The sequence below is a fragment of the Niveispirillum sp. FG156 genome, assembly GCF_057809555.1.
In genome coordinates this window covers 9,686-31,905 of sequence record NZ_JBMDKE010000043.1, presented here as the reverse complement: position 1 = coordinate 31,905, position 22,220 = coordinate 9,686, and the positions used below count along the sequence as shown (strand labels likewise).

The window sequence follows — 22,220 nt, the reverse complement described above, 5'->3', positions numbered from 1 at the left end:
TGTAATGGTACGCCCCCGTAAGGGGTTGCGGCAGCGTCACGTCTTTGGCCGGACGCTGCAAGGCGGGGTTTCCATCGCAGCACTGTGCGCCATTGCGACGGTCCTGCCGGCACAAGCTCAACAAAATCAGAATGATACGCCCGTGGGTGGGCAGGCCCCGGCACCGGTGGCTTCTTCTGTTACCGGAAATGACAGCGCTGTTCTGGTTGCCCAGGCGGCCACGCCGGCTGCCGACGGCGCGCTGGAAGAGATCATTGTCACGGGTTTCCGCAAGTCCTTGCAGAGCGCGCAGGAGATCAAGAAGAACGCCGACAGCATCGTCGACAGCGTGACCGCCGAAGATATCGGCGCGTTGCCCGACCGTTCGGTGACGGAGGCGTTGCAGCGTATCCCCGGCGTATCCATCAACCGTTTCGCCGCCGGTATCGACCCTGACCATTTCTCGGTCGAAGGGTCGGGCGTGGTGGTGCGCGGCCTGACCTATGTCCGGTCCGAGTTCAACGGGCGTGAGGCGTTCAGCGCCAATAACGGCCGTGCGCTTGGCTTTGCCGACGTGCCGTCCGAACTGATGGGCGGCGTGGACGTGTTCAAGTCGCCGACCGCCGACCGCATCGAAGGTGGTATCGCCGGCGTCGTCAACCTGCGCACCCGCAAGCCGTTCGACAGTGCCGAGCGCATGCTGGCCGCGTCCGCCGAAATGTCCTATGGCGATTTCGTGAAGAAGACGGCGCCCACCGGCTCCATCCTCTATTCCGACCGCTGGGATACCAAGATCGGTGAAATCGGCATTCTGGGCAGTGCCGTCGGCTCGCAGCTGAAGACCCGCGCTGACCGTTTCCAGCTGTCCAGCTTCCGCGTCCGCAATCTCTATTCCAATGGCGATGTGGTTCAGAACCCGGATGGACAGCCGGCGGCCACCATCACCGATCAGGTCCTGTTCCCGCGCGGCGCGGTGGTCGGCACGCAGGAATTCGACCGCCGCCGTTACGGCTATGCCGGTGCCGCGCAGTGGCGCAGCCCCGACAATTCGATGGAGGCGGTGTTCACCTTCCTGCGGTCCGACAGCCGTCAGGCCTGGACCGAACATGCCGTCGAAATCGCCACCGACAACGTTGCCAACAATGGCGACAGCCGCCGCGTGCCCGGCACCACGCTGGAATTCGACAGCTCCGGCATGTTTGAAAGCGGCGTGATCACCGGCCCCAATGGCTGGCGCGCCGATCAGAATACCGGTTCGGCCCGCGTGCCGATCAGCGGCCTGCAGAGCAACAATATCCGCCGTGACCATGATGAAAAGCTGGTCACCGACGATTACGGCTTCAATTTCCGTTGGGACGCGACGGAAAATCTGGGCGTCAATTTCGACTATCAGCATGTGAAGTCGAAGACCTGGATCATGGATAATGGTCTGTGGACGTCGAGCTATCAGGATGTCGCTATCGACATGAATGGTGGCAAGGGCTATCCCACGGTCGAATTCCGGGCGCCGCAGGTCTGCTCCGGTCCCGCCCAGAATTATACGACGGGCTGCTCCGGTGCCATCGGCACCGCCAATAATCCCAGCTATTTCGGGCCGGGCCATACCACCTTCGCCGACCCGTACAACGCCTTCTACCGCTCGGCGATGGACCATATCGAAGACAGCGACGGCAATTCAGACGCCGCCCGTATCGACTTCGATTACAAGATGGAAGATAGCAGCTTCTTCAAGTCGGTGCAGGCTGGGTACCGCTATGCCGACCGTCGGCAGACGGCGCGCTTCTCCACTTATAACTGGGGCCGTTTGTCCGAACAGTGGGGCAATGACGGCCCGGTCTGGCTGACCGATCCGGTGGACAACACTGTCGGCGGCACCGGCGGTACGGCCCCGACCCAGTTCACCAACTTCACCTATCCGAAATTCTTCCGCGGCAAGTTCCCCGATCCGCTGCTGGGTCAGGGCCGCGTGTTCTATTCGGGCAACACGGTGAAGGATTATCAGGCCTATATCGCCTATGCCGGTGCCATCAACCGCGAATGGGAACCCACCGTGACGGGTGCCGACGGCGTGGTGCGCAATGGCGGCTGGAACGCGCTTGGCAACCGGGCGGGCGTTGTCGCCGGCACGCCCTTCCTGCCGGGTGAGATTAACCCGATCCGGGAAGAGAATAATGCCGGCTACCTGCTGACGAAGTTCGACACGGACTTCAAGAATGGCTGGAACCTGAGCGGTAATGTCGGTGTCCGTTACACGACGACCGACCGTACTGCGGATGGCTTCCTTGCCTTCCCCACGCCCAGCTCTGCCTTCCCCACGGATGCGGCCTGTACCCAGGCTATCACGGAGGCCGCCACCAGCGGTCAGGCCATCCCGGCCTTCTGTACCTTCACGCCGGCGGTGCGGGCACAGGCGCGTGCCTATACCAACAACGCCCTGACGCCCAGCAGCGTGAAGATCAACTATGATTACTGGCTGCCCAACCTGAACATGAAGCTGACCGTCGATGACGGGGTGCAGTTCCGCGCGTCCTACTTCAAGGGCGTGGCGCCGCCATCCACCGGCCTGACGCGTAACTTCTTCAACGTCAATCTGAACACGCTGCAGAATGTCGATGCCAATGGCAACGCCATTGTCGGCAGCTACCGTCTGCAGGGTGAATTCAACGCCGGCAACCCGTATCTGCGTCCCACCACCGCCGACAATTACGACCTGACGGCGGAATGGTACTTCTCCAATGTCGGTCAGCTTACGGGTTCGCTGTTCTACAAGCGCCTGAAGGGCGTGTTGACCAACAGCACGGTCCGTTACCCGCTGACCAACAATGGCGTCACCTTCGACAGCATCGTGACCACGCCGGTCAATGCGGAGGAAGACGGCAAGATCAAGGGCTTCGAAATCGCCTATCAGCAGACCTACGATTTCCTGCCCAGCTTCTTCTCCGGTCTGGGTTTGCAGGCCAACTATACCTATGTCGACAGCAAGGGCGTGCCGCAAAGCACCCTGTCGGAAACCGATCCGGATGTGGGGGCGGGCCGTGTGACGACGGTGGACATGACCAAGCTGCCGTTGCAGGGCCTGTCCAAGCATCAGTTCAACATCACGCCCTTCTGGGATTACGGCCCGATTTCTGCCCGCGTTTCTTATTCCTGGCGGTCGGATTTCGTGCTGACGATCCGCGACGTGATCTTCCCGTATGATCCGATCATCAATGAATCGGGCGGGCAGTGGGATGCGTCGTTCTTCTACAGCTTCAACGACAACTTCAAGTTCGGCGTTCAGGGCGCCAACCTGCTGAACCAGGTCACCAAGACCTCGGCGGTGGTGACGGGCCCGGATGGCGAGAATGTGAAGGTGCCGCGCGGCTGGTACATGAACGACCGCCGCATCACGGCTGTGGCCCGCTTCACCTACTGATCCTCTTTTCGATCTCCTCAAGGCCTTGGGCGCTGTCGTTCTGCGACAGCGCCCATTTTTTTGGGCCATGACACCCCGGTGATCAGACCATCCGGCGGCACCATGTGGCGGCTTCTGACAGAAGCGGCTGTACCGCCGGTGTCACGCCGGTCATGTGGATAAAGGCGTGGATCAGTGACGGGCAAGGCCGGTGGGTGACCGCCACGCCATCGGCTGACAGCCGGGCGGCAAGGGCCTGGCCTTCATCCCCCAGCGGGTCGAAGCCGGCGGTCAGCAGCATGACCGGCGGGCAATGGCCCATCGGCCCCCGATCCAGGAAATTGTAACGGGCATCGCCGCGCCGCGCAGGGTCGGGCAGGGCCATGTCGGTGAAGGCCTGCATCGACCGTTCGGTCAGCAGATAATCACGACCCAGCCGCGCGCGGCCCGGAAAATCCCGCACGAAGGTGACGACCGGATAGAACATCAGGACACCGGCGACACGCGGACCGTCGGCGGGCGCATCCAATGCGGTGGCCAGCGCCAGGCTGGCACCGGCGGAATCCCCGGCAATGATCAGCCGGGCAGGGTCAAGACCCCAGGAACGGCCCTCGCGCCCGACCTGTGCCAGGATGGACAGGGCGTCGTCATAGGCCGCCGGCAAGGGATGTTCGGGCGCCAGACGGTATGTGGCGGCCAGCACCGGCAGGCCCGACAGGGCGGCCAGACGGCGGCACGCCATCTCGTGACTGTCCAGCCCGCCCGCCACGAACCCGCCGCCATGGAAATAGAGGATGGCCGGTGCCGGCCCCTCTCCCCCGCCGACCGGACGATAAAGCCGCCCTTCCAGCGGGCAAGCCGCCCCGGTCAGCGACAATGTCTGCACCGTCAAAGGATCGGCAGGGGGCGGGGCTTCCATCATGCGGCAATTTTCCGTCATGACGGCCCGGATCACACCAACCGGCAGATCCCCCATATCCGGCTGTCCCAGGCCATTGATATGCGCCAATATGCCGGCGATTGCCGGGTCAAGCTCGGTCATGGTTTCCCCCTGTTAGACTGGTGTAATTGATCTCGGCTGGCACCTATCCGCCTCCCCGGCCTTCGCCGGGGAGGCGATTTATTAACTTCAGGGGTATAGCGAGAAACGCGCGCTGAATATCAACAGCCCCCTAAAGTGCCGGCATCGGGGTGCCGGGCATCAGGATGATCGGCTTGATCACCTGTCCGCGTTCCGACGCTTCCACCGCCTTGTTGATCTCTGCCAGCGGGTAGAAATGCAGCAGCCGGTCAAAGGGCAGGTGGCCGTCGCGGTAAAGGTCCACCAGCCAGGGGATGAAGGTCTCGGGATCGGCATCCCCCTCCACCACCCCGCGCAGGCGGCGTCCGCCGCTCAACAGATGGCCGCCATCGACGGCGATGTCCTGCCCATGGGCGATGGCACCGACCACGGCGCATTCACCCATGGGGGCCAGCATCAGGATGCCGCTGCGGATGACATCGGCCCGCGCGGTCGTGTCGATGCTGTAATCGACGCCCACCCCCTGGGTCAGGGTCAGGATGGCGGCCACGGTATCGGTGCCGGCGGGATCAATGACATCGGTGGCGCCCAGCGACAGGGCCATGTCGCGGCGGGCCGGTTGCGGATCAATGGCGATGATGCGCCCGGCCCCCACCATTTTGGCCGCCATGATGGCCGACAGGCCCACGGTGCCGGCGCCTAAGACCACGACGCTTTGCCCGGCCCGTATCTTCAGGGCGTTGGTGACGGTGCCCACCCCCGTCATCACACCACAGGCCAGCGGCCCCAGCAGGGCGGTGGGCACATCGTCCGCTACCTTCACGACATTGCGTTCATGGGCCAGGGCATGGGTGGCAAAGCTGGACTGGCCGAAAATATTGCCATGTATGGGGTCGCCATCCTTGGACAGGCCGCTGCTGCCATCCAGGCGGGAGCCGAAGAAATTGCGCGGGAAAAATTCCCGGCAATAGGAGGGGACGGCACCCGCACAGGCCGGGCAAGTGCCGCAGGTATTGAAACTGATGACCACCGCATCGCCGGGCCGCACCTTGCGCACCCCGGCCCCCACCGCCTCCACGATGCCGGCCCCTTCATGGCCCAGCACCACCGGCTGTGGCACCGGCAGCAGCCGGTCGCGCATCACCATGTCAGTATGGCAGATGCCGGTGGCCAGGATGCGCACCCGCACCTCCCCCGGCAAAGGTTCTTCGATATCAAGCTGTTCCAGGATGAACGGGCCGCCCGTCTGGCGGGTCACCGCTGCCGTGATCTTCATGATGGGGACCTTTCAGAACGGATAGGCGGGCGGGCTTGTCTTCACCGTGGACCATCGCCAGGTGGAGAACTCATCCCAATTGGCGGGGCCGCTGATGCGTCCGCCATTGCCGGACTGACCAAAGCCGCCGAACGGGGCCGAGGGATCGGCCAGCACCGTCTGGTCATTCACATGCAGATGCCCGACCCGCAACTGTGCCGCCACGGCCCTGGCCCGCGACAGGTCGGCGCCAATGACGGCCCCGGCCAGCCCATAGGCCGTGGCATTGGCCAGCCGCACCGCCTCTGCATCGTCGCGAAACGTTGTGATGACCGCGACGGGGCCGAACAGTTCCTCATTGAAGGCGGGCATGCCGGGGCGAACATCGGCCAGGACAGTGGGCGCATAGAAACGGTCGTCGATGCGCCCGCCGGCCAGCAGTTTCGCGCCCGCCTTCACACTGTCCTGCACGATAGTGTCCAGGCGCTGCACCTGCTGCGGCGTGATCAGGGGGCCAAGCGCCGCGTCGGGGTTCAGGTGCGGATCGCCCACGGGCAGTCGTTTTGCCTTCTCCACCATCCGTTCCGTCACCGCGTCAGCGATCCCCTGCTGCAACAGGATGCGGCCCGTGGCCATGCAGATCTGGCCCTGATGCAGCCAGGCACCCCAGGCGGCATTGGCGGCGGCCAGGTCGGGATCGGCATCGTCCAGCACGATCAGCGGGTTCTTGCCGCCCAGTTCCAGTTGCACCTTCTTCAGGTTCTCCCCGCACAGCGCACCGACGCGCCGCCCGGCGCGGGTGGAGCCGGTGAAGGACACCATGGCGATGGCCGGGTTGGTGCACAGTTCCTCGCCTGCCTCCGCATGGCCGGGCAGGACATGCAGCAGGCCGGGCGGCAGACCAGCGGCTTCGAACAGTTTGGCGATGATCAGGCCGCCCGACACCGGTGTGCGCGGATCGGGTTTCAGCAGGACCGCGTTGCCGGCGGCCAGCGCCGGGACCACGGCCCGCAGCGACAGGACCAGCGGGAAATTAAAGGGGGAGATGACGCCAACCACCCCCAGCGGCACCCGTTCGGCCAGACTGTCGGTGCCGGGATCGGCGGGCAGGACATGGCCGCGCGGTTCCATGGCCTGGGCCGCCGCATGCTCGATGAAGCCGACGGCATGGTCGGGCTCCAACCGCGCCTTGGCCTGGATCGACCCGCCTTCCCGCACCAGCCAGCCCGCCACCTCACCCTGATGCTTTCGCAGCAGGTCGGCGGCCCGGCGCAGGATGGTGGCCCGCGCACCGGGATGCAGTGCGGCCCAGGCCGGTTGCGCCTGCACCGCCCGTTCCGCCGCCGCCGCCACCTCTGCGGCACCGGCCAGGCCGACGCTGACCAGAACCTTGCCCGTCGCCGGTTCCACGACGGGCAGGGGGCCGGCGCCGGGGCGCCAGCCGCTGCTGTACAGCAGCCCCTGCCAGTCCTGACCCATCAGGGATGTGTTTTCCGTCGCCATGACGTTTCTCCCCCTTATCGATTGGAGCTGTTTTCCCTTGACTGGAAAACAGCTCCGGCGGCGACCGCCGCCGCGCGGCACGTGCCGCGTGAAGCCAAGCCGCGGATGCGGCGCCGGCGTCTGAGGAACTGAAAGGCTCTACCCACGCACGCGCAGGGTCAGGAACCATTCGCGTGGCCGCGAATAGGTGCCCGTGGTGTTGCCGATGCTGGTATTGGTCAGGCCGGTGACCAGATAGCGCTTGTCGGTGGCGTTGCGCACGCCGGTCAGGATCTGCCAGTTGCTGTCGTCGGGGCGGTATTCCGCCGCCAGATTGATGACACCATAGCCGCCCTGGACCAGTTCGGGCGTATTGGTGGCATCCTTGGCTTGGGCGCTTTTGTAGATATAGTCGGCGCGCAAGGTGCCGGTGCCGGCCTCGCCCAGCCCGACCTCATACGCACCGCCGACATTGAAGGTCCAGTCGGGCGTATTCACGAACTTGTCACCCAGGGTGATGGTCGATCCCGCTTCCAGCTTGCGGTATTCGGCATCCAGGTAACCCATCGACGCGTTCATGGTGAAGGCGCTGGTCACGGCCGCTTCGGCCTCCAGCTCGAACCCCTTGATGCGGCCCGTGCCGGCATTTTCGAAGGTGGGCGAGATGCCGCGCTGCACCACCACCTGGATGTTCTTGTAGTCGGTCCAGAACATGGCCCCGTTCAGGCGCAGGCGCCGGTCGAACAGTTCGGACTTGATCCCCGCCTCATAGGTGTCCGCCGTTTCCGGCTCAAAATCCGGCGCAATGCCGGTCGGCTCCGGCGCCGTCAGGCGGGTGGTCCAGCCGCCGGACTTGAAGCCCTGCGCATAGGAGGCATAGGCCAGGACATCATCGGTCAGCTTATATTCCGCCCCCAGCCGCACCGAGCTGTCGGTGAATTTCTTGTGGTTGACGCCCAGCGGATAGACGCGGGTCAGGTCGGTCTGGTCGGGATAGAAGGCAGCGGGGAAACCCATTTTCAGGGCGAAACTGTTCAAATCCTGCTGCCGTCCCTCGAACCGCTTCTTCTCCTCCGTATAGCGCGCGCCGAAGGTCAGGCCGATGCGGTCGGTCAGCTGGAAATTATTGTGGGTGAACAGGGCCCAGGCGACATTGCGGAAATCATTGGGGCCATAGACCTGCACCAGCCCCTCGACGAAGGGGACGGTATCCAGAAGGCTGCCGGTTTCCTTGAAATAATAGGCGCCGACCACCGATTTCAGCCGGTCATCAAAGCCGGAATAGGTGAATTGCAGCTCCTGCGACACCTGTTCCTGCTGCATGTTGAAGGAGGTGTCGGAGATGACAAAGGGCGCGCCGCCATTTTCCACGCCGAAGGCGCTGTCCAGATTGCGATAGGCAGTGATCGACTTGAAGCCCAGCGCCTCGTTCAAGGACCAGTCCAGCGTCGCCGACAGGCCGTAGGTATTGACGATGGAATAGTTGCTGCCCCGGGCATAGGAGGTGTCGATATCGCCGGTGACAAAGCGGTTATCATAGGGCAGGCGGTTGTTCGACGGGTCGGCATCGACATTCACCCCGGCCAGGCCCGTGCCCACGGTGCCGCGCGGCCCGCAGGCCGCGCCCAGACCGATGCCGGCCAGAACGGCGGGCGGCAGGCTGATACAGGCATTATAGACGGACGCGATGGACTGGCTGGCGGGATCGGTGATGGTGCCCAGAAGCGTGCTGGGCGCCGCCTGTTCATTGGCCCAGGAGGCATCGCCGGCCAGCACCAGCTTCACATCCTGGTTCGGCGTGAAGGCCAGCTTGCCGCGCAGGGTGCGGACATTCTCGTTGCCCTGCCGGTCGCCGCCGGGCGGGCGCGACGTTCTGAAACGGCCCGTGTCGGTGACAAACCGTTCCGCACCGGGAAACGGGATGCGCTTCTGGTAGCCGTCGCGTTCCTTGGAGGAGAAGGAAACCGAGGCCGCCAGCTTCTCCTCGATCAGCGGGACATTGACGGTGCCGCGCGCATCCAGCCGGTGGAAGCTGCCGGTGGTCATCTCCGCCTTGTATTTGAATTCATCGGTCGGGTCGGCGGTGACCACGGACAGGGCGCCACCGATGGTGTTGCGCCCGAACAGCGTGCCCTGCGGACCTTTCAGCACTTCCACCCGCTCGATATCCAGCAGATCGACGGCGGCACCCACGGTGCGGGCGAAATAGACGCCGTCAACATACAGGCCGACGCCCGGTTCCATGTTGAAGGCAAAGTCGTTTTGCCCGATGCCGCGCACGAAGGCCGACACGATGGTGGAGGAGCCGGCAAAGGGCGAGGCCTGATCGATCTGGATATTGGGCGCGAAGTCGGTGACCTGGGTGACATTGGTCAGGCCCTTGGCCTCCAGCGCATCGGCGCTGAGCGCCGTGATGGCGATGGGCACTTCCTGAAGATTTTCGGCCCGCTTCTGGGCGGTGACGATAATCTCTTCCAGCGTGGCGATGCCGGTATTATCCTGCGCCTGGGCGGTACCGGCCAGCCCCAGGAACGACACGGTAAACGGCAAAGCGGAAACGCATGCCTTCAACAGCGCGGATGCCGCGCGCCTGCTGCCCTTCATGATGTACCTCCCAGTACGAGGCGCCTTTGTTATTGGCGCTAATTGTACTGCGATATAATCATTTGCTGGGCAGGGCTGCTTGACCGGGACGGCAGGGAAACTTGGTCAGAACGGCAATCACGCCATCACGAACGGGTCTTGGCGATAATCGCGCGGGGTGCGACCGAAGCGGGCCTTGAAGGTGCGGGAAAAATGGCTGGCATCATTGAAGCCGCAGGCAAAGGCCAGTTCCGTCACGCTGCGCCCGGCATGGCTTGGATCATGCAGCTGCCGGGCACATTCCTCCAGCCGGCGGCGCAGGATATAGGCGGTCAGGCCCTCGCCATCGCCGGCCAGCAGCAGGCGCAGATAGCGGGGTGACAGGCCCAGGGCGGCGGCGACAGCGGCGGGGCTGAGTTCCGGATCGAACAGGTGCGCTTCGACATGGCGGCGGATGCGGGCGCGGTGGCCGTCGGCCAGTGCCCCATCCTCTGCCCCGGCGCCGAACTGCATATGGCAGGCGGTGGCGAATAGGTCCAGGATGGTGGCACCCAGCCTGTCCCCCACCGGATGCGACAGACCGTCACCGCCATCGGCCTGTTCCCAGACCTCCGTCACCAGCGTACGAACCATCCGCATCGGCCCCGCCGCCCCCTGCAACCGCCGTCCCAGCAGGCCCTGCGGTGCCACGACCCGGCGGCGCAGCTCAGAGGCCGGAATACCCAGGATCAGGGTGCGTGACGGGCCGGACAGGCCCAGATCATAGGGCGCCGCCGTATCGCACAGCACCATGTCGCCCGGTTCCAGCCAGCCTTCGCGCCCGTCCTGCACCGCATGCATGCGGCCATCCAACTGTGTGTGCAAGAAATAGAGATGCTCACCAGCGGCGGCAACGCCATGACGGCGGATGATGCGGGCAGGGGCCGAAACGGCATGCGCGATGGACAGGCTGCCCAGCCCGGTACTGCGGATATGGTTATCGAATTCCCCGGGCACGTCCGGTTCCACATCCAGATCCGTGAAGACGGAGGACAGCACCTGTTTCAGGTAATCGATCTTGGCGCGTGGCGATGGCAGGCCACAGGTGGAGAAACGTTGCATAAGCTTCCCTTGACCTTTGCGCCGAGCCTATCACAGAAAAATCCAATCACCATCAGCTTATGGATGGCCGCTGCATCGTGTCCGGCAACAATCCCTAACCATCTGATTATAAAAGAGAGGCGCACTTCAAAATAGAACCCACCCTTACAGCATCAAAAAATCGATAACTTTCCTTATGGAAATTAATACTGACTTAAAATCGCGTGTGTTCCACGGGGGTGCCGTGGACGATGTAAGCCCGGTGGATCTCAGGCACCGCCGATATAATAGGCTGTGAGCAGCCGGTCGAGGCTGATTGCGGCACCGAAGACGGTCGCGGCCAGCAGGACCAAGGCGGCGGGTCCGAAAAACAGACGCTCTTCCCTTGGACCCACCGGAAGGGCCAGGATCAGGAACGGCACCAGGGGCAGGAAGTAACGGCCTTGCATCCCCTCGATCAGGGGGGCACCGACCAGGGTCCATGACAGATATTGTCCGATCAGCATCAGCCAGATGCTGACCAGGATGGCCACGGCCAGCAGGATGGCATCGGCCAGGGCGGGCCAGGACGATCCTGGCCGGAACGAACCCAGCAGGGTGACCGCCAGCGTGAACCCGCAGACCAGCCCCCAGAAGCCGTAGAAGCCCTTGGCGAACAGCAGGTCATTGGTGCCCAGGACACCGACGAATTGCAGCCACCACAGTTCGGCCTCATGCCCGATGGTGGCCAATGGCAGCGTGATGAAACGCGACGGACTGTTCAGCAGCACGTGCAGTTGCCGCCCCGGTGACGTCGTCGTCAGGGTCTCCGCCACCATGGCCAGCGGCCCCGTTTCGTACGGGGACTTGATGAAGGGAACAGAGACGAAGGCGGCATTGACCAATGCCCATCCCAGGGCAACAAGCGAGACCAGCAGGAAGGCAACCACCGATGACCGGTCGACCCCGAACCACCGGCCTCCGGCCACAGCCGCCTGGCGGAACCGCGGCAAGGGCAGCAGCAGCAGGAGGGCAAGCGGCAGATAGACCGGCTTGGCCATCAGCAGGATACAGAGAAGCCCGGCCGCCGCCCAGCTGCCGCGCCGGTCGCCATCCGGCATCACCCGCGTCAGCAAGGCCGCCACCATGGCGCTGGTGGCGATCATCAACCCGTCCTGATTGACCGACGCCGCCAGGGACAGCGACATGGGAAGGCCAAGGACGAACAGCAAGATCAGATGGCCGCGCCGCGCCAGGCAGAGCGCTGCCGCACCGATGGCGATATAAAGGATGGCGTTCAGCCCGCGTGCCGCCAGAATGGCGTTATAGGGTGTGCCGCCGCCGGCCTTGACCAGGGTGATGGCGATCGCGGCGGGCACATAGAAGCCCGGACCGTAGACCGCCGTGTTGGACACTGGCACGTAAGTGACCTCACCCCAGGCCACACCCTTCACCCGGTCGAGTATGGCTTGATCGACCTTCTCCCCCATTCCCGGCGGCAGGGCCTTGCCGGCCCATAGAAGGGCCGGATCGGCAATGACGCCGGCACTGGGCCCCTGCTGACCATCGGGCATCGTGATGGTGCCCCCGCGCCTTCCCATGATCTCGCCATGGCGCAGGCTGTCCGCCCGCACCATATGCGCCTCCTCATCAGGCACTTCCCCTGGTGGGACCAGCAGAATGGCGGTCAGCAGGAACGGCAGGATCAGACAGGCGAAACCCAGTGCCACCATCACGGGCCGCAGAAAGACCAAACGCATCTTCATCCAGGAGGGAAAGGCCGGAACGATCATGAGGCTGCCAAGGAAATCCTTGCCTGATCAGGGAATGGTGAAGCGCCAGCGACTGATGAACAGGTTCTGCGACAGATCGCAGTTCCCCGTCGCGGTTGAGATGACATTGCCGAAGAATATGTCATAAGCATAGCCGCTTCCCGCCGTTGCCGCGCTCACCCCCGGACTGGTGGTGGAGCAGTAGGTGTTTGGAACGCCGGCCTGGTTGAGCACCAACCCGGAGGCAGCACCCCATGACGTGTTGGTGCTGGCGACAGACTTATAGATGTCATAGCTGAACGGTATCTGGTTGGGCGGCATGAACACATTATAGAAAAGATGCCAGGCGCCGTCGATCTGCCGCACTTCCGGGTTGCCCAGCAGGGCACCATCAGCCCGTTCATGCACGGTGACGGGGGCGGCCATCGCCTGACGGTTACCATTGACATTCACCATATGGACCTTGTTCCACTGCGACTGGACCCGCTTGCCGAAATAGACCCGCCAATGCCGACCGTCGCCGCTGACGTCCAGGACGGCGCTGGGTTCCCCCGCCCCCTCGCCGGAGACCAGCAATTGCGGATATCCCCAGGTCAAACCGTCATTGGACACTGATGACCAGACCTGATTGTCGATCTGCCCACAGGGATCGACGCAGACCGTATAGAACATCGTATATTGCTTCTGACCGGTGAAGCTGTTGACCTCCACCGTGACGCTGGGATCACCGATATGCCCGGCTGCCACCGGCATGTCGGCCGGGCCCAGAACCTGCACCGCGCCGTTCCAACTCACCCCATCCGCCGAGACCCGATAGAAGATGCGGTCATTGGGAAAGTCGCTGGGGCTCTGCCAGCCGCTGTACCACATCTTCCAAAGACCATCCTCACGGATGATGGTGGGAGAATAGACATTATGGCCGTGAAACGAAACGCTGGCATTTTGAAGCGTATCGGCCAGGGCAGGATAGCCGGCCAGAAAAGCGTAGAGGACGGATATCAAAGCGTAGGCATATTTTATCATTTTCTTCTCCGCGCTTCAGTATTTTGCGCAAGGAAACCCCCGTATTTTTATGGCTTCCGGGGCGGCCCACCAATTATAGCTATATACACGCCGGAAAGCGCAAAGGTCAATTTATAAATTGAAACCTATATAGTTTATACTAAAATACTAGTTGTATATATCTTTTGATATGAATTCGAATTGCAGGCGTTGGTTATTATATCGCGAATTTGGGGTGTTAGCCCGAAAGAGCGTTTTGTATCGTTCGTGAGAGAAAATCGGGGTTTCCCCGTTCAGCGACCGCCGACGATGCGACGGAAAACCCCTGTTGGGGGATATCCGCACAATTTCCGCCCCGATCATTGGTCCGTGCGCGGATAGGGCAGCGATGCCTTGATGGCGACAAGATCGGCCAGCATCTGGTCCCGCTTCTGCGGGCGGCCCTGCGCTGCCTCGGCGTGGGCTTCCATCTGCCGGTGAAGGGGCCAGGTGTCCAGATAGGCCCGTTGCCGGGCCTGGGCGATCGCTTCACGCGATTTTGTGATCACCAGCTTCATTGGGATATCGCCTTGATCGTGACATTATAGGGCAGATAAGGGAAGTGATTGAAGGCAACCTCATAGTCACCGACATAATCGAACGCCAGCTCCAGCGTGCTGTTCGTGAGTTCATATTCCACCCCATCGATGGAAACCGAACAGGGAACCGGCAATCCCGTGATGGTGGCGGAATCTTCACTGCCTGCAACGACCTGCACCTTGTCGAATACCGGCAATGACGGTCGATCAGTAATCACCGGCGTAGCACCGGTCATATCGACGAATTGTCGGTCCGGGTCTGCGCAGCGCTGATCGATGCGGGACAGGCCCTCGATCACCTGCAAGGGCAGATCGAAGCTTTGACAGAACCCGGCCTGGACGATCCTGCCCGTTTGCGGGTCGTAATGCGCGAAATGGGCCCGGACAGGGACGGGCATGTCCGACGGGCCCAGGGATGTCTCGTTGATGGGGGCATCCTGTACGCCGTCCATATCAGGCCTCCGTTCTCAGAACCGTCAGGGTCAGACGGCAGGAATTTGCATTACCACCGGCACCGCCGGAACGACCGATGACCAGCGAATAGTTGCTGCTGCTGCCCGGCGGGGCCGTGTCCACATAGGTCAGGCCAAGGGCGGTGCCCACCCCCCAGTTGGTTTCGTTGGCGGGCAGTTGCGCATTGATAACACCGCCCCAGGTCGCGATCACACTGCTGTCCCGGTACAGGTAGACCGCAATATTGCAATTGGGGTTGGCGGTGGACAGAGAGGCGGAAAGCGATCCGCTGATATCGATCTTCACCATCTTGCCACCATGGGATACCAGGGTGTTGTGGACGACGGTCGTAAAGGTCGATGAGAGCGTGCTGGACGAGGCGCTGGTCTGGGTGGTGGTGGTCACCGAGCCGGGGACGATTTGGCCTGTGGCGACCGTATTGACCCCCAGGCCTGTGGCCGACAGAATTGTGTCCCCACTGCTGCTGCGGATGACCAGGCCATAATCGGGCGGGTTCGGGCCCAGGCGGCCCAGTTCGATGCGACGCTGCCCGCCTTCGTCATCAACAATGATCCGCGGCAGGCCGCCGGGAATTCCCCCATTGGAATGCAGGAACAACCGGGCTGACCCAGGATAGCTGGTTCCGATACTGATATCGGTGGCAAGGATACTGCCGGAAGTGATCTTGTCCGCCGTCAGGCTGGGGATACGGACCGGGTCGAGGGTGCCGGATGTGATGACGGAAGCCGACAGGTTGGGGATGCGGACCGGGTCGAGGGTGCCGGATGTGATGACGGAGGCCGACAGGTTGGGAATGCGGACCGGGTCGAGAGTGCCGGACGTGATGATGGAGGCCGACAGGTTGGGGATACGGACCGGGGCCAAAGTGCCGCTGGTGATCTGGCTTGCGGTTATCGATCCCAGGAAAGCGACGTCAGCCTCGATTCTGCCGGCCGTCACAGTACCCATGTTGGCACTGATTGCAGACAAGCTACCTACCGTGATGTGGTTGGCCTTGACCGTGCCTGTCTTGATGTAATCGCCATCGATGATGGTACGGCCCATCGTGGCGGAGTAATTAGTCCCACCATAATAGGTTGCGATGAGAAGGGTGTTCGCGGCAACCGCCGTGGAGGGCGACTTGGTCGTGGTCAAGCCGGCTTCGGATGCGGTCGTCTTGGTCCAGTAGATGTAGGTGGCGTCACCGCCGGAAGATGAGTAATTGTGGGAACCGGGCAGAATTTCGCAGGTGCGGGTGACGCCATTATCATCCACCCAGACAAGCCGCCCGTAAGTCCAGGAGATCGTGTTCCCGTTTGTTGTAAAGTCCAGGCGGTCAACCTGCACACCGCGATTACCGACGGTCAGCTTGTTCGCCGCGATGCTGTTCGTGAATATCTGACCGCCATCAATCTTGGTGTTGTCACCGCCCGCCGCCCAGCTGGACAGTGTCGTCGTGCCCGAGATGGTGATCTTCCCCGGCTGAATGTTGGTCGAGCCTTCATTGACGCGCAGTGCGGGATTGGCCGCCCGGCTGGTCGTCTCGCTGATGGCGGTTCCGTCGACCGTGATGTTGCCGGCAAGAACCGTCCCCGCCTTGATCTTCCCTGCGTCAAGACTGTCAGTCTGAATGCGGTCACCGTTGATGGTGCCGGCGGTCATGTGGCTGGTTACAATGGCCCCGGTCTGGATGTAATCGCCACTGATGACGGTTGCCGACGCCTTCGGATACCACATGTTCAAGGCGGCATCCCAGTAACCCAGCACGAACCGGTTTGGGGCACCAAAGGCAGTTGAGGCGGAAAGGCCCGTGGACAGGGTGCTGTCATTGACGGTCCAGGCCACGTAGCCCGTCGCCGTCGTGGAGGAAGCAGGGATCTGGGGACTTGTCGCGCCATCCCCGTAATTGACATAGCCCGCCGACCAGGAAAGCTTGCCGGACACGCCCCCGGATTTCGGCGTCATCGCCATGGTGGTGGTGTAGTTCTGGGACCGGACCTCCAGGGCGTTGGCCTTGACGGTGCCGGTTTCGATCACCCCGCCATTGATGGTCGTCGATCCCGGCGTGAAGATACTGTTCAGCCCGGCGGCGCCGGTGGGGCCGGGGCCGATGCGGACAAGGTCCGCCGTCAGTTCGCTGGTCGTGGTCAGCACCGTCCGGATGCTGCCGGATGTAATATGATTGGCCTTGATGGAATTCGTCTGAATCCCGTCGCCGGTGATCACGGTGGTGCCATAGGTGGCGACAAGGCGGTCACTGCCGGCATATGTCGCCAGGATCACATTGCCCGCCGCCGATGCGGTGGCATAGCTGGTGTTGACGGAAACGCCGATCGATGCGCCATCCGCCATCTCGTCCAGGCCGGACAGATAGAGATAGGCCACACCCGAGGACCAGGCATGGCTGCCGCCGGTGATGGTCAGGGTGCGCACGGCACCGCTGGAATTCTTGTAGGCGACCTGCGAGGTGCCGGAAACGACCGGCTTCCACTGAACGCTGTTGGCGGTGGGGGCATTGGGCTCGAAGGTGAGGTTGGTGATGGTGATGGCGCGATTGGCCACCTCCAGCAACCCCGTGCTTATGCTGCCGGCTGACAGGATATTGGCGGAAACGCTGCCTGTCACGAAGTCGAATGTGCCGACGGCGTTCGTGGTACCCGAAGCCCGGGTCGAGAAGCCGGACAGGTTTCCCGACACATCCCTGGCCCGGAGCCAGAAATAATAGGTGGTGCCAAGGGCGGGGGTGGCGAAGACCCAGTTGTCGCTGGTCAGTGTAACGGTCGGGGCCGCGCCACTGTCAGGTACCGTGCCACTGGTCGAGACATGGATCTCCGTTTCAAACCAGTCGGAAACGGCGGGGTTCACCCATTTCAGGGTAATGGTCTTGGTACCGGCGGTTACCGGCGTTCCGGTCCAGGTCGGTGCCGGCGGAGCAACCAGATCACCGGTTGCGGTGAACTCGACCGGTGCTGTGAATGCGCTGGCATTGGAGACGAAGTCGAAAGCCCGCACGCGGGCGCGATACTTGAAACCGCTCTCGCCCAGTGCCTCGGCTTTGCTGATCCCGGTCAGAAAGGAGCGGTAGGGATCCCAGGTCAGCGTGCTCTTGTTCTGCCGCGCCAACTGGTACTCATAATGGGAGAAATCAGCCTCGCCATTATCGTTCCAGTCGATAAGAAGTTTGACCTGATAGGTGCCATCGGGCAGCTGCGTGCCCTGCTGGGTGATGGCCAGGCCCGTGGGAATGGCCGGCGGACCCGGTTCGGTATCTCCCTTGCTGATCGCCCCGGTCGTGGTGGAGGCAACGGCGCTCCAGGGACCGTGATTGCCGGACGTATCGACGGCCCGCAGCCAGTAATAATAGGTGGAGCCCGTATCCAGGCCCGCATCGACGAACGCCTCGCCTTTCACCGAACCGATGAAGGCGGCGCCGTCAAGGTCACCGCTGCTGCCGGACCATACCTCGATAAAGGCCAGATCGGCGTCAGTGGGGTTGGTCCATGACAGGAAGACGCTGCGGAACGAGCTTTCCGCCGTGAAGCCGGAGACGGCGCCCGGCGGCACATCATCCTTGGGCGTGGTGTGATGGATGTCGGCGCAGTACAGGGACTTGTTGGCGCTGCGGTCAACGCTGCGGACGCGGACCGTGTATGCCGTATTCTGCTTGGCATTCCACCAGTAGCGAGGCGTGCTGCCGACAGGCAAGCCACAGGTGAACGGGACCGGCGGCCCGTCGCCTTCCATGATCTCGATCTCATAGAGAAGGAAATCCTCCTCTTCGTTCCGGTTCCAATCGGCAAAGAGCACCACACCCTGCTCACCGGAAGGAGAGGTGGTGAGGCTGCTTGTCAGCGTCAGGCCGGTCGGCACGGCAGGAGGTGTGGTGTCGACGGTGATGTCGCGGAGATCGACGGTCACCTCGTCCGAGATTTCGAGGCTGCCGAGATCGATGCTTTCCCGTGGCTGGAAGGCATCGATCGCCACGGCCCGCACATACCATGTGCCAATGGTGAGATTGCGCTGGATATAGGTGGGCGACGGGCCGCGATAGACAGGGTCGGTTTCGGCGGGATCAAAGCCCGGCTGATCGGAGATCCAGACAGCATAGCCGTCGAGATCAAGATCGACGACAGGCGTGACGGCGATGGAGAGCATGCCGAGGCCAGCCTGCGCGGCGACGATCACCTTTGGCGGGGCCGGATTGGTGACGGTGACCGTGGCGGTTCCGAAGGCCTGCCCGACCTTGGGCACGATCGAGACCTGGAAACGCAACTGGCGGCAAGGGGCGCTAAGACCAAGGGCACGGCTGTCGGCGACATTGTCGTCATAGCGATAGGTATAATCGGTGACCATTGTCACCGGTTCCTCGCGCAGCAGCCTGCCGCTGGCATCGTCCAGGATATGGATGGCATATCCGCGCAGATAGGCGTCCGGGGAGGATGCCTGGCCGCTAACGGGATCAATGGTCGCGGCGGGGAAGGCGCCGCGCCAGCTGATCCGGACGTCGCGCCCCTCCCATGTGGTATCCGAACCCTGGCCCGCCAGTTCCAGGCCGGCGACGCGCGCCTCCTCCAGGCTGCTGGGCGGGGTGATGGTAATCGGGGCGGTCCAGGGGGACTGCCGGCGATCCTCGGCACGGCGCGCCATCCGCACCTGATATGTCTGCCCGGCGACAAGAGGACCGATGGCATGACGCAGGACACCCAGGTCCATGGTGACGCCGAACCAGTCGGCATCACCCCGGCGGCGCCATTGAATCAGCGCGGATTGACCCGGCCCCAGGGGGTTCCAGGTCACCAGAATGGTGGTGAGCAGCGTACCGTCCGGCTGGGTCGCGGCCTGGCTCTCGGCCTTGAAGCCGGACGGTAACGGTACGGTCACCGGGCTGGTATCGATGGCATATTGCAGGACGGCGACGGTGAGGCTGTCCGTCTCATCAAGCCATTGGGTCAGACGGGCGCTGGCCGTGCCCGTGGCCGGAAGGACCGGCAGCGTGCCTTCCGGTATCCGCATCTCCAGGGCCAGGACCGGCAGCGCATCGGCCAGATCCACCAGGGCGTCGAAGGCGGGGGTGGGCAGGCCGCCGGCGGCCAGCAGGCGGGAGGCCAATCGGCGCAGTTCCCCCAGCAGACCCTCCAGCACGACGGCATCACCCCCCAGAACGGGACGGCGCACAGGTGTCAGGCCTGCCAGCCCCTGGGCCGCCATAAGGCTGTCAAACCAGGGATAGAGCGTTTCCTGCCGCGGTATGGATTGCCGGAAGTCGGGGTCCTGTGCGGCGATCAGCCAGTCCACCCAGCCGCGCGCCAGCAGGGCGGCGATGGCAGCGTCATCCGGTTGGCGAACCGACGCCAGCAGCCGGTTCACCATGGCCTTCAGCAGGACGGCCCGATCGGTTCCCGACAGGTCGGCCCCCGTCCCGGACAGCGTGATCTGATCCGCCGCGGACTGATGGGCCAGGGTCACGGCGGGGGCCTCTCCCGCCAGCAGCTGCAGGCCGCACAGGGTGGCGGTAACCAACTGCTGCCCCGTATCGGCAAGGGCGGCGGCCTTCCAGGTCAGCAGTTCCTCCGGCCCCGCAAAGCCAGCGCGGGTGGCGGACAGGGTATGGGCGACCGCTGATCGGGGACCGTCCAGGGTGACGAGGCCGATGGTGGCGGAGGGCAGGTCCGGCACCCCCGTCTGGGCGGCAAGTCCGACCAGGCCGGCCAGATTTGACCCGATACGCGTGGTCAGGGTGAGCGCGGCCAGCAGGGCCGGCCAGGCGCGGGAATCGGGTGCCATCGGGTCGGCCACACGCCAGCATTCCGACAGGCGGATGTCTGCACCGTCAAGGCGGGCGGCCCCCAGCGCATCCTGCCACGCCTGGGTGCCGGACACGGGCGCGCCGGCACCCAGCTGACCACCCGCGAAACGGGATGCAGCCTCGACCAGCAGCGTGGCGAGTGCCGGGGGCGGCAGCATTGCCGCCACCGGCACCTCCAGCGCACGCATGAGGGTGGTGACGGTGGTCAGCATCACCATCGTGCCGGTATAGCCCTTGTCCATGGCCTTTTCATAGCTGTAGCCGCCAACACCCAGACCGAACAGCGCATCCAGCGGCGCACGCACTTTCTCCGCCGTACGGCGGACAAGGCTGCGCACGGCGTCCGCCGGCCCGGCATCCGTGATGCCCAGCACGGACAAAGGCGCATTCGGCATGCCATCGGACAGAACGGGCGACAGGTCCGGCGTCGCCGTCACACCCAGTTCGGGATCGATCCAGGCGCCGCGCTGACGCCAGGCATCGGCAATCTGCTCGGCCGGGGCCACGGCGGGGGGCAGCGGCACCAGCGGATGGTCGTCACCGAAGCCGTAAATCTGCGACAGCAAGGCGCCGGCGGCGATATTGCCGGGGCTGCCGCTCAACAGTCCCGTTGCAGGATCGACGGCGATATCCGCCGCATAGGCGCCACCATCCCACGGCTGAACCTCCAGGATGGTGGATACCCCCTCCCCCCATACCCGCCCCTGCCCGGCATGAAGGGTAAAGCCCGGTACCCCGCCGACGGCCATACTGCCCGCGAAATCAAAACGCAGGCCACGGGCCGGTGGCGCTTGATCGCCGGCCACGGCGCCGGGAATGTCGATGCGGGCGGCCCCATCATCGTGCTGTTTCAGGCGCAGGACCGTGCCTGCCTCCCCCGTCTGGGCCAGATGCCCACCCAGCAGCCGCAGCAGGTCGCGGCGCGGATGGTCCGCAGGCAACCGCGTCTGGCCCGGCGCATCGCCGCCAAGGCTCAATAGCGGTGCCACCAGCGGCTCGGGCCGGGCATCCCCGGCAAGCCGCCGCAAGCCACGGTCAGGTCGGGTATTGCGTCCGGGCCCCGCATCCAGCGGGCCCGGAACATGGAAACCGAAACTGGCCCCGTCAACCAGCAGGCGCCGCCCCAGCGCCGGCTCCATCTCGTGCCGGCTGTCAGCACCGATCGAGCGTACTTCCAGCACACGGTCATCCGCATCGCCGCCAGCCGGTGGCCAGGCGGCGCGCAGGCCATGGGACGGGGCATCGAACGCATAGGCACGGTGAACCTGTGCGTCCAGGATATGGCGCAGGGCCAAGGCGAAATAGCCACCGGTCCCGTGACCCGTCAACACCACCTGCCGGCCGGCATGGGTGGCGGCCACCGATTGCACGAAACCCGACAGCCGGGTAAAGCATCCCTGGATCAGGGCATGGGCGGCGGCCCGGCCCGACAGGCTCGCGATGCCCAGATCGGCGGCGGCGATGTCCGGCCGGGCCTTGCCCGTACCGGTCAGCGCCGTCATCAGCGGGTCGCGGCAGGACAGCGCGACAAGCACCGGACCGGTCGCCCCCGCAAAGGCCGCCGCATGAACCGGGGCAAAGGTGTCGGGCGCGATAGCGGCAACCACGGTCACGCCGTTCAGGGCCTGAATGAAATACTCACCCTCCGGCCCTGCAAAGGCCTGATCCGCCGCAGGGTCCTGCACCATCGCCGCGAACAGAGCCGGGAGGGTGATGTTCGCCTGACCGCCAACAGCTGCGGGCAACTGTGCCAGCAATGCGGCCAGCGGCAGCTCTCCGGCTGGGAAACCTTGCAACCTGTTTGCAGACATTCAGGGGCGACCTTGCAATGGAGGG

The 22,220-nt window shown here is 63.8% G+C and carries 11 protein-coding genes; 1 reads left to right on the top strand and 10 read right to left on the bottom strand.

The window, feature by feature from the left end; genetic code table 11:
* Nucleotides 1–4: 4 nt before the first annotated feature.
* Complete coding sequence (locus tag ACODSP_RS23040; RefSeq protein WP_488967883.1) at nt 5–3,394, top strand: TonB-dependent receptor; 3,390 nt, start codon at nt 5–7, stop codon at nt 3,392–3,394.
* Between the two features lie 82 nt (nt 3,395–3,476).
* On the opposite strand, the gene ACODSP_RS23035 is transcribed toward ACODSP_RS23040, so the two are convergent.
* The 10 genes from ACODSP_RS23035 to ACODSP_RS22990 all read right to left on the bottom strand — a co-directional run bounded on the left by ACODSP_RS23035 (nt 3,477) and on the right by ACODSP_RS22990 (nt 22,195).
* Complete coding sequence (locus tag ACODSP_RS23035) at nt 3,477–4,415, bottom strand: alpha/beta hydrolase (protein ID WP_488967882.1); 939 nt, start codon at nt 4,413–4,415, stop codon at nt 3,477–3,479.
* A 130-nt stretch (nt 4,416–4,545) separates the two neighbouring features.
* The gene (locus ACODSP_RS23030; protein WP_488967881.1) at nt 4,546–5,670 is read right to left on the bottom strand and encodes an NAD(P)-dependent alcohol dehydrogenase; all 1,125 of its coding nucleotides are present in this window, start codon (nt 5,668–5,670) and stop codon (nt 4,546–4,548) included.
* 12 nt (nt 5,671–5,682) lie between these two features.
* A complete protein-coding gene (locus tag ACODSP_RS23025; protein ID WP_488967880.1) occupies nt 5,683–7,152 on the bottom strand; it encodes an aldehyde dehydrogenase family protein in 1,470 nt (489 codons plus the stop codon).
* Nucleotides 7,153–7,290: 138 nt separating this feature from the next.
* Nucleotides 7,291–9,735, bottom strand: a complete 2,445-nt coding sequence (locus ACODSP_RS23020; protein ID WP_488967879.1) for a TonB-dependent receptor — start codon at nt 9,733–9,735, stop codon at nt 7,291–7,293.
* A gap of 117 nt (nt 9,736–9,852) precedes the next feature.
* Nucleotides 9,853–10,815: an AraC-like ligand-binding domain-containing protein gene (locus ACODSP_RS23015; RefSeq protein ID WP_488967878.1), complete on the bottom strand. Its 963-nt coding sequence runs from the start codon at nt 10,813–10,815 to the stop codon at nt 9,853–9,855.
* A 248-nt stretch (nt 10,816–11,063) separates the two neighbouring features.
* Complete coding sequence (locus tag ACODSP_RS23010) at nt 11,064–12,533, bottom strand: DUF2142 domain-containing protein (RefSeq protein ID WP_488967877.1); 1,470 nt, start codon at nt 12,531–12,533, stop codon at nt 11,064–11,066.
* Nucleotides 12,534–12,593: 60 nt separating this feature from the next.
* Nucleotides 12,594–13,568: a hypothetical protein gene (locus ACODSP_RS23005; protein WP_488967876.1), complete on the bottom strand. Its 975-nt coding sequence runs from the start codon at nt 13,566–13,568 to the stop codon at nt 12,594–12,596.
* Between the two features lie 338 nt (nt 13,569–13,906).
* Complete coding sequence (locus ACODSP_RS23000; RefSeq protein ID WP_488967875.1) at nt 13,907–14,104, bottom strand: hypothetical protein; 198 nt, start codon at nt 14,102–14,104, stop codon at nt 13,907–13,909.
* Nucleotides 14,101–14,577 (bottom strand): hypothetical protein, encoded by a 477-nt coding sequence (locus tag ACODSP_RS22995; protein ID WP_488967874.1) that lies wholly within the window; start codon nt 14,575–14,577, stop codon nt 14,101–14,103. The genes ACODSP_RS23000 and ACODSP_RS22995 overlap by 4 nt, the downstream gene beginning before the upstream one ends.
* Before the next feature lies 1 nt (nt 14,578).
* Nucleotides 14,579–22,195 carry a hypothetical protein gene (locus ACODSP_RS22990; protein WP_488967873.1) on the bottom strand — a complete coding sequence of 2,539 codons (7,617 nt, stop codon included), beginning with the start codon at nt 22,193–22,195 and terminating at the stop codon, nt 14,579–14,581.
* Nucleotides 22,196–22,220: the final 25 nt, after the last annotated feature.

What these genes read in the sequence shown, in the direction of transcription:
- ACODSP_RS23040 (WP_488967883.1), top strand. Translation starts at nt 5, where the DNA reads ATGGTACGCCCCCGTAAGGGGTTGCGGCAGCGTCACGTCTTTGGCCGG.
- ACODSP_RS23035 (WP_488967882.1), bottom strand. Translation starts at nt 4,415, where the DNA reads ATGACCGAGCTTGACCCGGCAATCGCCGGCATATTGGCGCATATCAAT.
- ACODSP_RS23030 (WP_488967881.1), bottom strand. Translation starts at nt 5,670, where the DNA reads ATGAAGATCACGGCAGCGGTGACCCGCCAGACGGGCGGCCCGTTCATC.
- ACODSP_RS23025 (WP_488967880.1), bottom strand. Translation starts at nt 7,152, where the DNA reads ATGGCGACGGAAAACACATCCCTGATGGGTCAGGACTGGCAGGGGCTG.
- ACODSP_RS23020 (WP_488967879.1), bottom strand. Translation starts at nt 9,735, where the DNA reads ATGAAGGGCAGCAGGCGCGCGGCATCCGCGCTGTTGAAGGCATGCGTT.
- ACODSP_RS23015 (WP_488967878.1), bottom strand. Translation starts at nt 10,815, where the DNA reads ATGCAACGTTTCTCCACCTGTGGCCTGCCATCGCCACGCGCCAAGATC.
- ACODSP_RS23010 (WP_488967877.1), bottom strand. Translation starts at nt 12,533, where the DNA reads ATGCGTTTGGTCTTTCTGCGGCCCGTGATGGTGGCACTGGGTTTCGCC.
- ACODSP_RS23005 (WP_488967876.1), bottom strand. Translation starts at nt 13,568, where the DNA reads ATGATAAAATATGCCTACGCTTTGATATCCGTCCTCTACGCTTTTCTG.
- ACODSP_RS23000 (WP_488967875.1), bottom strand. Translation starts at nt 14,104, where the DNA reads ATGAAGCTGGTGATCACAAAATCGCGTGAAGCGATCGCCCAGGCCCGG.
- ACODSP_RS22995 (WP_488967874.1), bottom strand. Translation starts at nt 14,577, where the DNA reads ATGGACGGCGTACAGGATGCCCCCATCAACGAGACATCCCTGGGCCCG.
- ACODSP_RS22990 (WP_488967873.1), bottom strand. Translation starts at nt 22,195, where the DNA reads ATGTCTGCAAACAGGTTGCAAGGTTTCCCAGCCGGAGAGCTGCCGCTG.